At 74.8% G+C, this 15,424-nt stretch carries 1 protein-coding gene; it reads right to left on the reverse strand.

Going from position 1 to position 15,424, the window contains the following annotated elements; genetic code table 11:
* On the reverse strand, positions 1-15,373 hold a 15,373-nt coding region (locus tag ACGFMK_RS35525; protein WP_392772829.1), incomplete at its 3' end, for an amino acid adenylation domain-containing protein.
* Positions 15,374-15,424 lie beyond the last annotated feature (51 nt).

Here is a 15,424-nt window from a genome sequence, read left to right on the forward strand (position 1 = left end):
GGGCGAAGGACTGCGGCAGCGGCCGGTCGCGGGGCACGGCGGGGATCGGGTCGGCGGCGGTGCGGGCGGCGCCCACGGTGTCGATCGCCGCGGCCAGCCGGGCCACCGTCGGGTGCGCGAACACCGCGCGCGGCGACATCGACACGGCGAACTCGGCCAGCAGCCGGGAAACGAGCCGGATGCTGAGGATCGAGTCACCGCCGAGCTCGAAGAAGTTGTCCTGTGCGCCGACCCGGCCGGCGCCGAGCAGCCGCTGCCAGATTTCGGCGACGGTCTGCTCGGTCACCGTGGCGGGTGGGACGTGGGCCCGCTGGGCCGGGATCGGGCCGTCCGGCGCGGGCAGCGCGCGGCGGTCGACCTTTCCGTTGCGGTTCAACGGAAGAGCGGGCAGGACGGTGACGACCGCGGGCACCATGTACTCGGGCAGGGTCTCGGCGGCGTGCGCGCGCAGCGCGGCCGGGTCGGCGGTGCGCCCCGGGGTGGCGACGACGTGGGCGACCAGCCGCCGGGTGCCGGCGGCGTCGGTGTGGACCGTGGCGATCGCCTGCGCGACCGCCGGGTGGGCGGCCAGCACCGTTTCCACCTCGGCGGGCTCGATCCGGAACCCGCGCAGCTTGACCTGGTCGTCGGAGCGGCCGAGGAACACCAGTTCGCCGTCGGCGTCGCGGCGGACGACGTCGCCCGTGCGGTACATCCGCTCCCCCGGCGCGCCGAACGGGTCGGCGACGAACCGGTCGGCGGTCGCGCCCGGGCGGCCGAGGTAACCACGGGCCAGGCCGGGCCCGGCGAGGCACAGCTCGCCCGGCGCGCCGGCCGGCAGCGGCCGCAGGTCGCGGTCGAGGACGTAGGCGCGGACGCCGTCGAGCGGGCGGCCGATCGGGATCGGCTCGGGCACGTCCGCGCTCAGCCGGAAGGACGTCGCGAACGTCGTCGTCTCGGTGGGGCCGTAACCGTCGACCACGACGAGGCCGGGGCACGCGGCCTGGACCGCTCGCACCGCCGCCGGCGGGACGACGTCGCCACCGGTCCACACCTCGCGCAGGCCGCGCAGGGCATCCGGGGCGTCGTGGGCGAGGAGCCGGAACAGGCCCGCGGTCAGCCAGGCCGCCGTCACGCCGTGCGCGGACACCGCGCGCCGCAACGATTCCACGGTCAGGTCGGGACCGTCGGGCAGGACGGTGGCCCCACCGGAGAGCAGCGGAACCCACAGCTCGTAGGTGGCGGCGTCGAAGGCCAGCGGCGAGTGGGCCAGCACCCGGGCGTGGGCGTCACCGGCGAACCTCGAGTCCTGGGCCAGCGCGGTGATGTCCCGGTGGCACACCGCGACCCCCTTGGGCGTCCCGGTCGAGCCCGACGTGTACATCACGTAGGCGAGGCTGCCGGGATCGATCGCGCGCTCCGGCGCCGAGGAGGACCGCGGCCCGCCCACCGCCATCGTGGGTCCACTGTGGACGGACTCGGCGGTGGTCACCCAGGTCGGCCCGGCCACCACGACCGTCACCGCGGCCTCGGCCAGCACGGCCCGCAGCCGCTCGTGCGGGGCACGGGTGTCCAGCGGCACGTAGGCCGCGGCCGCCTTGAGCACGGCCAGCTCGGCGACGACGTGGTCCACCGACGGTTCCAGCAGCAGCCCGACGCGGTCCTCGGCGCCGACGCCCAGCTCGATCAGCCGGTGCGCGAGGTGGTTCGCCCGCTCGTCCAGCTCGGCGTAGCTCAGGGTCCGGTCGCCGGCGACGACCGCGGGGGCGTCCGGCCGGCGCCGCACCTGGTCGGCGAACAACGCCGGCACCGTCGCGGCGGGCGCGGGCGCGCCCGCGCCGTGGGCGTCGGCGAGCACCTGGGCGCGTTCGGCGCCCTCGACCCACGGCAGCCGGGCCAGCGGCCGGGCGGGATCGGCCGTGACGGCGTCGAGCAGCAGGCCGAGCCGGTCGGTCATGGCCGTGATCGAGCGGGCGTCGAACAGTGCCGGGTCGTAGGCGAGGTCGAGCGCGAGCCCCTCGTCGAGGGAAGCGCGCAGGCACAGCGGGAAGTTGGTGGCGTCGGCCGACGCGACCTCGACGACCCGGGGCGCGCCCGTGGTGGCGGGCTCGCTGATCGGGTAGTTCTCGAACACCACCATGCTGTCGAACAGGTTCTGCCCGGCGGCGACGTCGCTGAGCGGCCGCAGCCGGCCCAGCGACACGAAGTCGTGGTCGCGCGCTTCGCTCTGGGCCGCCTGCAGCTCCCCCAGCCACGCCGCGACGGACCGGGAGCCGTCGAGGCGGACGCGGGTGGGAACGGTGTTGATGAACATGCCGATCATCGTTTCGACGCCGGCCAGGTCGGCCGGGCGGCCGGAGACGGTGGTGCCGAACACGACGTCCCGGTCGCCGGACAGCAGCGACAGCAGCAGCGCCCAGGCGCCCTGCACGACCGTGTTGACGGTGAGGCCGTGGGTCCGGGCGAACTCGCGCAGCCGCAGCGTCGCGGCCGGGGCCAGCTCGGTGCGGACGGAATCGGTGGAGCGGGACCGGTGGGCCTCGGCCGGCGGGCGGTCGTAGGGCACCGCGGTCGGGGCGTCGAAACCGGCCAGCGTGACGCGCCAGAACTCGTCGGCGCGGGTCTGGTCGCGACCGGCCAGCCAGCCGAGGTAGTCGCGGTACGGGCGGCGGGTGACCAGGCCCGGCCGGGCGCCCGACGCCGTGGCGGCGTACTGCTCGCACGCTTCGGCGAAGACCTGGGCGGCGCTCCAGCCGTCGAGCAGGACGTGGTGGGAGGTCCAGACCAAGTCGACCTCGTCGGCGGGCAGCGCGGCGATCGCCAGCCGGGTCAACGGGGCCCGGCCCAGGTCGAACGGCACCGCGCGGTCGGCTTCGAGCAACTCGCGCACGGCGTTCTCGCGCGCTTCCGGGTCGAGGTCGCGCAGGTCGTGGTGGGTGACCGGCAGGGTGGCCGCGCGGTCCACCACCTGGACGGGCTCCTCGACGCCGGTCAGGACCAGCCGGGTCCGCAGCACCGGCGTGCGGTCCACCACCCGCTGCCAGGCCGCGGCGAGCCCGGCGGGGTCGGTGACCCCGGCGAGGCGCACACGGACCTGTTCGAAGTAGGCCGGGGAGCCGCTGTCGAACAGCGTGTGGAACACCATGCCGGCCTGCAGCGGCGTCAGCGGGTAGACGTCCGCGACGCCCCGGCCGTCGCCGGCCACGACGTCCAGTTCGCGCTGGCTCAGCCGGGCGAGCGGGAAGTCCGCGGGGGTGCGGCCGCCGGCCCCGGGGGTGGCGCAGTGCGCGACGATCTCGCGCAGCGCCGCGGTGACCTGCTCGGCGAGGTCTCGCACGGTGCTTTCGCGGTGCACGCCGGGGGAATACGTCCAGGCGAGTTCCAGCCGGCCGCTCTCGACGATGCCGACGACGTCGAGCAGGTGACCGCGGGGCCGGACGTCGTCTTCGCCCAGGACGCCGCCGAAGCCCCGGTAGAGGCCGCCGTCATCGCCGGCGGCGGTCCACTGCCCGAGGTAGTTCAGCGAGATCTGCGGGGTGCGGCCGCCGCGCAGGGGCGAGTCCGGCACGAGCCGGCTCAGCGCACCGTAGCCGAGGCCCTTGCCGGGCACGGCCCGCAGCTGTTCCTTGACCGCCTTCAGCGTCGGCCCCCAGTCCTCGGTCTCCGGGAGAGTGAGCGCGACGGGGAACTCGGCGGTGAACCAGCCGACCGTGCGGGACAGGTCGAGGTCGTCGAAGAGCTCCTCACGGCCGTGCCCTTCCAGCGCGACCAGGACCCGCTCGGATCCGGTCCACCGGGCCAAAACCCGGCCCAGTGCGCTGAGCAGGACGTCGTTGACCTGCGTGCGGTAGACGTCGGGGACCTGGCGCAGCAGGGCGTCGGTGGTGGCGGCGTCCAGGCTCGCGGTGACCGTGCGGGTAGCGGTGTTCTCCCCCGCCGCGTCGACCGGCAGGTCCGCGGCGGGACCGTCGAGCACCCCGGTCCAGTAGGGCAGTTCGGCGTCGAGGCCGCCGCCGCGGACGTGCGCGGCGAGGCGGTCGGCCCAGCGGAAGTAGCTCGTCGTCCCGGGCCCGAGGTCGATCGGGCGGCCCGCGAGCACCTGGCGGTACGCGGTTTCGAGGTCGGCGAGCAGGATCCGCCACGAAACGCCGTCGACCACCAGGTGGTGGACGACCAGCAGCAGGGACGGCGGCCGCGCCGGGCCGAAGGTGAACAGGACGGCCGCCACGAGCGGGCCGTCCCCGACGCTCAGGGAGGCGCGTGCTTCGGCCGCGGCGGCGCGCATCGCCTGGTCGGCCTCCGAGTCCACAGTGGACAAACAGATCCGGCGGAGCGCGGGGATCCGCGCGTCGGCGCGGGACTCCTGCCGCCAGCCGTCGCGGTGGTGGGTGAACCGGGTGCGCAGGGCTTCGTGGCGGGACAGGACGGCGTCGAGGGCGGTGGTGAGGGCCGGGACGTCCAGGTCGGGGTCGAGTTCGGCCACCGTGGACATCGTGAACCGGTCGTTGCCGGTGTCGAAGAGCCACTGCTGGATCGGGGTCAGCGGGGCCGGGCCCGTGAAAGCCGCTTCGGGACCGGCGGGCCCGTCCGTGCCGGCGACCAGCGCCAGCTCGGCGATGTTCTGGTGCCGGAAGACGTCCTTGGAGGTCAGGCGCAGGCCGTGCTGCCGGGCCCGGGACACGACCTGGATGCTCAGGATGGAATCCCCGCCCAGCGCGAAGAAGTTGTCCGCCACGCCCGGCTGCTCGACGCCGAGGACGTCGGCCCAGATCGACGCCAGCAGCTCCTCGGCCGGCGTCCGCGGCGCGATCCGGCCGGCGGCCGGGGTCACGATCGGGGCGGGCGCGGGCAGCGCGCCGCGGTCGACCTTGCCGCTGGCGGCCAGCGGGAGCCGGTCGAGCCGCACGAACACCGTGGGCACCAGGTGGTCGGGCAGGCTCGCCTTCAGCCGGGTCCGCAGGTCGCCCGGCTCGCCCGTCGTGACGACGTAGGCGACGAGACGGGCGTGGCCGTCGTCGTGGCGAGCCACGACGACCGCGTCGGCGACCTCCGGCAAGGCGCGCAGGGCCGTCTCGACCTCGCCGGGCTCGATCCGGAAGCCGCGGATCTTGACCTGGTCGTCGGCGCGGCCGAGGTACTCCAGGTTTCCGTCGCGGGTCCAGCGGGCGCGGTCACCGGTGGCGTACATCCGGTTTCCCGGCGCACCGAAGGGGTTCGGCAGGAACTTCTCCGCGGTCGTCCCGGGCCGGTCGAGGTACCCGCGGGCGAGCTGGGTGCCCGCCAGGTACAGCTCGCCGGGGACGCCGATCGGCGCCGGGCGCAGCCGGTCGTCGAGGACGTAGGCCCGCACGTTGCCGACCGGGCGGCCGATCGTCTCGCGCCCGGTCCCGCCGATCCGGGCGAGGGTCGCGTCGACCGTGCATTCGGTGGGGCCGTAGATGTTGAACGCCGTGACGCCGTCGGTCGCCCCGAGTTCGCGCCACAGCGCGTCGCCGACGGGCTCTCCGCCCAGCAGCAGGACCGGCGGCCGGTGCTCGCTCGCGTCGAGCAGGTGCCGGACGAACGACGGTGTCGAGTTGACCAGGTCGATCCCGCGGTCGGCCACGTAACCGGCGAGCAGCGCGGGGTCGAGGCGGGTGTCGCCGTCGACGACGTGCAGTTCGTGCCCGGCGGTGAGCATCAGCAGCAGCGCTTCCCAGGACGCGTCGAAGGAGAACGCGGCGGTCAGTGCGACCCGCAGGCGGTCCTTCCCGGCCGCGGCGGCGAAGGCGCCGGCGTGGTCGGCGGCCAGGTTGGCCAGGGCGCGGTGGCTGACGACGACGCCCTTGGGCACGCCGGTCGAGCCGGAGGTGTAGATCGTGTAGGCCGCGTTGTCGAGCCTGAGCGGCTCGAGGCGGCCGGCGTCGGTGAGGTCCACATCGGACACCGAGTCGGAGGCGGAGATCGGTTCGGTGACCACGACGACCGGCCGAGTGTCGGCGAGCAGTGCTTCCCTGCGCACGGAAGGCAGTTCGGGGTCCAGGTAGAGCAGGACGGCCCCGGCCTTGAGCACGGCCAGGAACGTGACGACGAGGTCCGCGGACCGGGGCAGGGAAACGGCGACGAAGCGCTCCGGACCCGCACCGCGGCCGACGAGGTCGCGAGCGAGCCGGTTCGCCCGGCTGTTCAGTTCGGCGAAGCTCAGCGCGGTATCGCCGCAGACCAGCGCGGTCGCGTGCGGGGTGCGCGCGGCCTGCGCCTCGAACAGCTCGGTCACGGTGGCGCCGGGAGTCGGGCGGTCGGTGGCGTTCCAGGTCCCGACGACCAGGTCGTGTTCGGCCGCGGGCAGCAGCGGCAGCGTGTCGACGGGCCGGGTGGGGTCGGCCGCGACGGCGGTGAGCAGCACCGTCAGGTGCTCGGCGAAGCGGCTCATCGTGGCCGCGTCGAACAGGTCGGTGCGGTAGTTCAGCAGGCCACGCAAGCCGTCGGGGCGTTCTTCGAACTCGATGCTGAGGTCGAAGCCCGCGGTGGTCATCGGCAGGTCGAGGTCGCTCGCGGCGAGCCCGGCGAGGGCGGGCAGCCGGTTGCCGGCGTTCTGCAGGGTCACCAGCACCTCGAACAGCGGCGTGCGGCCGGTGTCGCGCTCGGGGCTCAGCTCGTCCACGATCCGCTCGAACGGCACGTCCTGGTGGGCGAACGCGTCCAGGACCGTCCGGCGGACGGCGGTGAGCACCTCCCCGAAGTCCTGCTGCCCGTCCAGCTGTGACCGCAGCACCACGGTGTTGACGAACATCCCGACCAGGTGCTGCACCTCGGGGTGGTCGCGGCCGGAGGTGATCGTGCCGACGGCGACGTCGTCCTGCCCGGACCAGCGGCGCAGCACCAGCTGGCAGGCCGCGGCCAGGGCGGTGAACAGGGTCGTGTCCCGGTCGGCGGCCAGCCGGCGCAGGCCGGCGAGCGGTTCGGCGCCGAGGGTGAACTCGCGCTCGGCGCCGTGCGGCGTCCGGATGACCGGCCGGGGGCGGTCGGTGGGCAGGTCGAGCGGGCGCAGGCCGTCGAGCTGACGGCGCCAGAAGCCGAGCTGGTCGTCGACCGGAAGTTCTCGTTGCCACGCGGCGAAGTCCGCGTACCGGATCGGCAGCACGGGCAGCTCGGTGTGCTCGTTGCCGTAGAGGGCGGCCAGTTCGCCGACGAGCACGCCCATCGACCAGCCGTCGGTGATGATGTGGTGCAGGGACAGGACGAGCGCGTGGTCGTCCGGGGCGACGCGGGCGAGCCGGGCACGCAGCAGCGGGCCGCGGGTCAGGTCGAACGGCCGGGCGAGGTCCTCGGCGAGCAGCCGGTGCAGGCTCCCGGGGTCGTCGGAGAGGTCGGTGACGGGCAACGCCGGTTCCCACGGCTCGCCGACGATCTGGCGGGGCCGGCCGTCGGTGACGGCGAAGGTGGTGCGCAGGGACTCGTGCCGGGCGATCAGGGTGGTCAGGGCCGCGGCGAGGGCGTCGGCCCGCAGGTCACCGCGCAGCCGCACGCCGAAGACGGTGACGTGGTCGGTGCTGCCCGGGGCGAACTCCTCGAGGAACCACAGGCGCTGCTGGGCGAACGACAGCGGCAGGTCGTGCTCGCGGCTCACCGGCGGGATCGCCGCGACGGCGACCGGCGCGGTGGCCAGGCTCGCCGCGAGCCCTTCGACCGTCGGGGTGTCGAACACGCTGCGCGGGGAGACGTCGACGCCGAGGGCGTCGCGCAGCGCGGAGGCCAGCCGGATGCTGAGGATGGAATCCCCGCCCAGCTCGAAGAAACTGTCTTCGGCCCCGACGCGGTCCAGGCCGAGGGTGGCGGCCACGACCGCGGCGACCGTGCGTTCGGCGTCGGTGCGCGGCTCGACGAACTCCGCGCCCGCCGGACCGGCGGCGGCCGGGGCGGGCAACGCGCGGTGGTCGAGCTTTCCGTTGCGCGTCAACGGCATCGTGTCGATCGTGACGAAGGCCGAGGGCACCATGTACTCGGGCAAGGTCCGGGCCAGCCGCTCGCGCAGCAGGGCCGCGCTCGGCGGGTCCTGCGGGTCGGCCGCGACGACGTAGGCGACCAGGCGCTTGCGGCCGGGCTCGTCCTCGCGGGCGAGGACGGCCGCCGAGCCGACCTCCGGCAGCGCGAGCAGGGTGGCCTCGATCTCGCCCGGTTCGATGCGGAAGCCGCGGATCTTGACCTGCTGGTCGGCGCGGCCGCGGTAGCGCAGCGCGCCGCTTCCGGTGCGGGACACCAGGTCCCCGGAGCGGTACATCCGGGACCCGGGCGCGCCGAACGGGTCGGCGACGAACCGGGCGGCGGTCAGCCCGGGACGGCCGAGGTAGCCGCGGGCCAGGCCGGCCCCGGCGACGTGCAGTTCGCCGGGCACCCCGGCCGGGACGGGGTTCAGGTCGGCGTCGAGGACGTACCCGCGCAGGTCGGGCAGGACGTCGCCGACGAGACCGGGAGCGTCGGGCTCCAGGTCGTGCTGCGTTACGTGGACGGTGGTCTCGGTGATGCCGTACATGTTCACCAGCCGGGGCGCGGTGGCGCCGTGGCGCCGGAACCAGCCGGACAGGCGGCGCGTGTCGAGCGCCTCGCCGCCGAAGATCACGTGCCGCAGTGCGAGCCGGGCGCCGAGGACGGGGTCGTCTTCGTCGGCGCGGCACAGCTGGTAGAACGCCGACGGCGTCTGGTTGAGCACGGTGACGCCCTCGTCGGCCAGCAGGCGCAGGAACTCCCGCGGTGAGCGGGACACGGCGTGCGGGACGACGACGAGCCGGCCGCCGTGCAGCAGCGGGCCCCAGATTTCCCAGACGGAGAAGTCGAAGGCGTAGCTGTGGAACAGCGTCCACACGTCGTCACGGCCGAAGCCGAACCGGCCGGCGGTCGCGGCGAAGAGCCGCGTGACGTTGCGGTGCGGGATCACCACGCCCTTGGGCTGCCCGGTCGAGCCGGAGGTGTAGATGACGTACGCGGGGTGCTCGGGCGCGCACCGCGGCGGCGGGTCGGTGTCCGGACCGGTCGCGTCGACGTCGTCGAGGGTGAGAACGGCGACGGGAGCGGTGTCGGCCAGCATCCGCTCGACGCGCTCGTCCGGGGTGGCCGGGTCGATCGGCAGGTAGGCGGCCCCGGCCTTGAGCACGGCGAGGATCGCGACGACCTGCTCCGGCGAGCGCGGCAGGCGCAGGGCGACGTAGCGCTCGGGCCCGGCGCCGAGCGCGACCAGCCGGTGCGCCAGCCGGTTCGCCCGGCGGTTGAGTTCGGCGTAGGACAGGGCGGTGCCCTCGCCGGTGAGGGCGATCGCGTCCGGGGTCGCGGCGACCTGGGCGGCGAACAGGTCCGTGATGGCCGGCGCGGGCAGCGAAACCGGGTCCGCGTCGCCGGGCAGCTGCGCGCGATCGGCGGCCGAGAGCCACGGCAGCCGGGCGATCGTGCGGTCCGGGTTCTCGGCGAGTGCCAGCAGCAGGGTTTCCAGCCGGGCGGCCAGGGCCTCGGCGGTGGCCGGGTCGAACAGCGCCGGGTCGGTGGCCAGCTCGAAGCCCAGCTGTTCGCCGGCGTAGGCGCGCAGGGTGATCGGGAAGGTGGTGGCGTCGAGCGCGGTCACCTCGCGCAGGGTGACGCCGGCCCGCGCGGCGGCGTGCTCGTCGAACGGGTAGTTCTCGAACGCGACCATGCTGTCGAACAGGTTCTGCCCGGCCGGGACGTCGCTGAGCGCGCGCAGCCGCCCGAGGGCGACGAAGTCGAAGCGCCGCGCGCGGTTCTGCTCGTCCTGCAGCCGCCGCAGCCAGGCCGGCACCGGCTCGCCGCGGTCGATCCGGGTACGCGTCGGGATGGTGTTGATGAACATCCCGATCATGGTCTCGACGCCGGGCAGGTCGTCGGGCCGGCCGGAGACGGTCGTGCCGAACACGACGTCGTCCTCGCCGCTCTGGTGGGCCAGCAGCAGCGCCCACGCGCCCTGCACGAGGGTGTTGACGGTCAGGCCGTGGCGCCGGGCGACGTCGCGCAGGCGGGTGGTGTCCCCGGCCGTCAGTGAGCCGCGGACCGGCTGCGCGGTCCGGGTCCGGTGGGCCTGGGCCGGTGACCGGTCCCAGGGCAGCGGCGTCGGGGTGGCGAACCCGGCCAGCACCTCGCGCCAGTGGTCCTCGGCCGCGGTGCCGTCCTGCGCGGCCAGCCAGGCGAGGTAGTCGCGGAACGGGCGGTGGGCCGGCACGCGCGGCACGCGGCTGCCGGTGATGGCCGCGTACTGCTCGACCACCTCGGTGAAGATCTGGGCCAGGCTCCAGCCGTCGAGCACGATGTGGTGTGACGTCCACATCAGCAGCACCCGGTCGTGGCGCAGCGCGATGACGGCCAGCCGCATCAGCGGGGCGGTGGCCAGGTCCATCCCGGCGGCGGCGTCCTCGGCCGAGAGCCGCGCCAGCTCGGCGGCCTGCTCGTCTTCGGACAGGCCGCGCCAGTCGTGACGGGTGATCGGCACGGCCGCGCGGCGGCGCACCACCTGCAGGGGTTCCTCGACACCCTCCCAGACCAGCTGGGTGCGCAGCACCGGGGTCCGGTCGGCCACCTGCTGCCAGGCCCGCGCGAACGCCTCCGGGTCGCGGACGCCGTCGAGCAGCATCCGGGCCTGGTCGACGTAGGCGTCGGCGGCCGGGTCGAGCAGGCTGTGGAAGAGCATGCCCGCCTGCAGCGGGGTGAGCGGGTAGACGTCTTCGACGTCGTGCCCGTCGCCGGCGATCCTGTCCACAGTGGACTGATCGAGGCGGGCGAGCGGGAAGTCGGACGGCGTGCGGCCGCCGGCGCCGGGCTCCGCGCAGTGCGCGACGATCTCGCGCAGCGCCGCCAGCATCGCCTCGGCCAGCTCCTGCACCGTTTCGCGGTTGTTGACCTGCTCGGAGTAGCTCCACGTCAGCGACAGCTCGCCGCCGTCGACGACCCCGGTGACGTCCAGCTGGTAGGTGTTCGCCTGGTCCGGCGCGATGTCCGCGCCCGCGCCGTCGAGCCGGCCGCGGAAGAGCCCCTCGCCGCCGCTTCCGCCGTCCCAGCGTCCGTGGTAGTTGAAGCAGATCTGGGGCAGCGGCAGGGACTTCAGCGCGCTGCCGGGCGCGTCGGCGGCGGCGAGGTGGCGCAGGGCCTCGTAGCTGAGGCCGCGGCGCGGGACGGCCCGCAGCTGCTCCTTGACCGCCTTGAGGGTGGTGCCCCAGTCCCCCGACGGCGGCAGGTCGAGCGCCACCGGGAACTGCGTGGTGAACCAGCCGACCGTGCGGGAGAGGTCGACGCCGTCGAGGACGTCCTCCCGGCCGTGGCCCTCCAGCGCGAGCAGGACGCCGTCCTGCCCGGTCCGGTCCGCCAAGGCCCGGCCGAGCGCGCTCAGCAGCACGTCGTTGACCTGCGTCCGGTAGGCCGCGGGGACCCGGTGCAGCAGCGCGTCGGTGTCACCGGCGCCGAGGCTCACGGTCAGCGTGCGTGTGGAGCCCGCGGTGCCGGCGCCGTCGTGGTCGACCGGCAGCGCCGTCGGCACCCGGCCGGCCACCCGGGTCCAGTGCCCGACGTCGCCGTCGAAGGCGCCGGAGCGGACGTGCTCGCGCAGCAGGTGCGCCCACCGGGTGAACGTCGTGCCCGCGGCCGGCAGCCGGACGGCGGCGCCGGTGCGGGCCTGGTGGTAGGCGGTGTCGAGGTCGGCGAGCAGCACCCGCAGCGACACGCCGTCGACCACGAGGTGGTGCACGGCCAGGAACAGCAGCGGCGGCCGGGTGCCGCGCACCAGCAGGACCGCCCCGGCGACCACGCCGGTCGTCAGGTCGAGCCCGGCGCGCACCTGGCCAGCCGCGGCTTCGATCCCGGCGCGTTGCCCGGCTTCGCCGAGCGAGGACAGGTCGCGGCTCCACAGCACCCCGGTCGGCGGCGTCGGCACGACTTCCTGCCGCCACTCGCCGTCGAGGTGGAAGAACCGGGTCCGGAGGGCCTCGTGGTGGGCGACGACCGCGTCCACTGCCGTCCGCAGGGCGTCGTGGTCGACGTCGGCGGGCAGTTCGAGCAGCTGCGACATCGTGAAGTGGTCGAGCGGGCCGTGGGTGCCGAAGAACCAGTGCTGGATCGGGGTCAGCGGTGCGGGCCCGGTGATCGGCGCCGTCACGTCCGGGGTGAGCGCCGCGGCGGACTGCACGACGGTGGCGAGCCCGGCGATGGTCTGGTGCAGGAAGATGTCGCGCGAGGTCAGCCGCAGCCCGGCCTGGCGGGCCTGGGCGACGACCTGGATGCTCAGGATCGAGTCGCCGCCGAGGCCGAAGAAGTTGTCCTCGACCCCGACGCGGTCGTTGCCGAGCACCTCGGCCCAGATGGCCACCAGCTGGTGCTCGACGGTGGTCCGCGCCGCGACGTAGACCTGGTCGCCGTCCTCGGGGACGCCGGGGGCCGGGAGGGCCCGGCGGTCGACCTTCCCCTGCGGCGTCACGGGAACGGCGTCGATCGGCACGAACGCCGAGGGCACCAGGTAGTCCGGCAGGGTGGCCCGCAGGGCCTGGCGCAGGTCGGCGGCGGCCGGTGCGGCCGGGCCGGCCGCGACGACGTAGGCCACCAGCCGGGCGTGCCCGTCGTCGCCGCGGTGGGCGACGACGACGGCCGCGGAGACGCCGGGCAGGCGCAGCAGCGCGGCCTCGACCTCGCCGGGTTCTACGCGGAAGCCGCGGATCTTCACCTGGTCGTCGAGGCGGCCCAGGTACTCCAGCTGCCCGTCCGCGGTCCAGCGGACGCGGTCGCCGGTGCGGTACATCCGCTCGCCGGGGGCGCCGAAGGGGTTCGCGACGAAACTGCCGGCGGTTCGGCCGGGCCGGCCGAGGTAGCCGCGCGCGAGCTGCGCGCCGGCCAGGCAGAGTTCGCCCGCGACACCGGTGGGTACCGGCCGGAAGTCCTCGTCGAGGACGTGGGCCCGGGTGTTGGCCAGCGGGCGGCCGAGCACCGGCCGGGCGGTCGCCCCGACCCGGCACGACACGGCGTCCACTGTGTACTCGGTGGGGCCGTAGAAGTTGTGCGCCACGGTGACTTCGGCGTCGGACAGGGCGCGCCACAGCGTCTCGTCGAGGGCTTCGCCGCCGAGCATCAGGATCTTCGGGCGGTGTCGCGGGTCGGTCAGCAGCCCGGCGGGCACGAGCCGGCGCAGGTAGGTCGGGGTCAGGTCGAGGAAGTCGATCCGGTGCTCGGCGATGTGGTCGACGAGGGCGTGCGCGTCCAGCCGGACGTCGTCGCCGACGAGGTGCAGCTCGTGGCCGTCGGCCATGAGCACCGGGCCTTCGAGCGAGGTGTCGAACGACAGGGTGGCGGTCAGCGCGACCCGCAGCCGCCGTCCCGGGGCGGCGAAGTCGTTGCGGTGGTTGACCAGCAGGTTGGTGAGGTTGCGGTGCGGGACGGCCACGCCCTTGGGCCGGCCGGTGGAGCCGGAGGTGTAGATGACGTAGGCGGTGTTGGCCGCGCGCAGCGGCGCGACGCGGTCGGCGTCGGTCAGGTCGGCGCCCGGGTACTCCCCCAGCGCGGCGTCGGTCTCCGGGGTGCCGAGGACGAGCCCGGCGCCGGGAACGGGCGTGGTCTCGTCGCCGTCGTGGGTGACGACCAGGGTGGCGCCGGCGTCGCGCAGCAGCAGCTCGATCCGGTCGGCGGGCAGGGCCGGGTCGATCGGCAGGTACACCGCGCCCGCCTTCAGCACGGCGAGCAGCGCGACGATCGCGTCGGCCGTGCGGGGCAGCGCGAGCGCGACGACCCGTTCGGGGCCGGCGCCCAGCGCCACGAGGTGGCGCGCGAGCCGGTTGGCGCGGGTGTTCAGCTCGGCGAAGCTCAGGGTGGTGGGCCCGGCGACCAGCGCGGTCTCGTCCGGGATGCGGCGGGACCGGGATTCGAACAGCTCGGTGAGGGTGGCCTCGGGGACGTCCAGGCCGGTGTCGTTCCACGCGGCGACCCGCTGCCGCTCGGCGCCGGTCAGCAGCGGCAGTTCGCCGACCGGGCGGGCGGCGTCGGCGGCGATGCCGGTGAGCAGCACGGTGAGGTGCTCGGCCAGCGCGGCGACGGTCCGCTCGTCGAACAGGTCGGTGTTGTACTCCAGCGCCCCTTCGAGGCCGTTGTCGGTCGGCTGGAATTCGACGGTGAGGTCGAAGTTGGCCGCGCGCCGGGCCACCTCGACCGGTTCGACGGTCAGCCCGCCGAAGTCCGGCTGCCGGGCCGGGCTCCCGTGCAGCAGCACCATGGCGTCGAACAGCGGGTTGCGGCTGGGGTCACGCTCGATCTTCAGCGCTTCGACGAGCTTCTCGAAGGGCGCTTCGGCGTGCTCGAAGGACTCCAGCACCGTCGTGCGGACGTCGTCGAGGAACGCTTCGAACGGCGTACGTCTGTCCACTGTGGATCGGACGACGACGGTGTCGACGAAGAAGCCGACCGTCCGCTCCAGTTCCGGCCGCCCCCGGCCGGAGACGACGGTGCCGAGCGCGATGTCGTCGCGGCCGGTGTACCGGGCGAACAGCACCTGGCAGGCCGCGACCAGCACGGTGTAGAGCGTCGTGTCGTGAGCCCTGGCGAGGCCGGCGAGCGCGGCGGCGACCTCGGCGGGCACGCTGAAGCCGTGCAGTGCGCCCGCCGTCGTGCGGACGGCGGGCCGCGGCCGGTCGGCCGGCAGGTCGAGCGGCTCGACGCCGGCCAGTTGCGTGGTCCAGTAGGCGAGGTGCCGGTCCAGGGCCGGCCCGGCGAGCCGGTTGCGTTGCCAGACGGCGAAATCCGCGTACTGGACGGCCGGCTCGGGCAGGTCCGCGGGTTCGCCGCGCACAGCGGCCGCGTACAGCGCGCCGAGCTCGGCGACCAGGATGCCCATCGACTCGCCGTCGGTGACGACGTGGTGGGCGGTGAGCAGCAGGACGTGGTGCTCCTCGGCGACGCGCACCAGCAGCAGCCGGACCAGCGGGCCGCGGCGCAGGTCGAACGGCCGGGCGTACTCGGCGCCCAGCACCTCGTCGAGATCGGCGGGCCGCAGCGCGGGATCGGCCGTCAGGTCGACCGTCCGCACCGGGACCTCCGGGGCCGGGTGGACGACCTGGACGGGCGTGCCGGCGGTGTCGTCGGTGTCGTTGATGGTGGTGCGCAGGGCTTCGTGACGGGTCACCAGGTCCCCGAGCGCGCCGGTGAGGGCCGCCGTGTCGAGCGGCCCGGTGAGCCGCAGCCCGACCGCGCTGTTGTACTCGGCGTCCCCCGGCCGGAACTCGTCGAGGAACCACAGGCGCTGCTGGGCGAAGGAAAGCGGCAGGTCCTCCTCGCGCGAGGCCCGGCCGATGACGTCGGTGCGCTCGGCCCGCCCGGCCAGGCGGCGCTTGAGCGTCTCGCGCAGCTCGGCGGGCAGCGCGTCGATGCGGCTCTTCCTCGAGGTGGTCATGTTCGCTTTCCTCACAGCACTGATCGGGGTGTTCGGGGGTGTTCGGGGCGG

Origin of the sequence: Amycolatopsis sp. NPDC049252 (assembly GCF_043197175.1) — a bacterium.
GTDB lineage: Bacteria > Actinomycetota > Actinomycetes > Mycobacteriales > Pseudonocardiaceae > Amycolatopsis.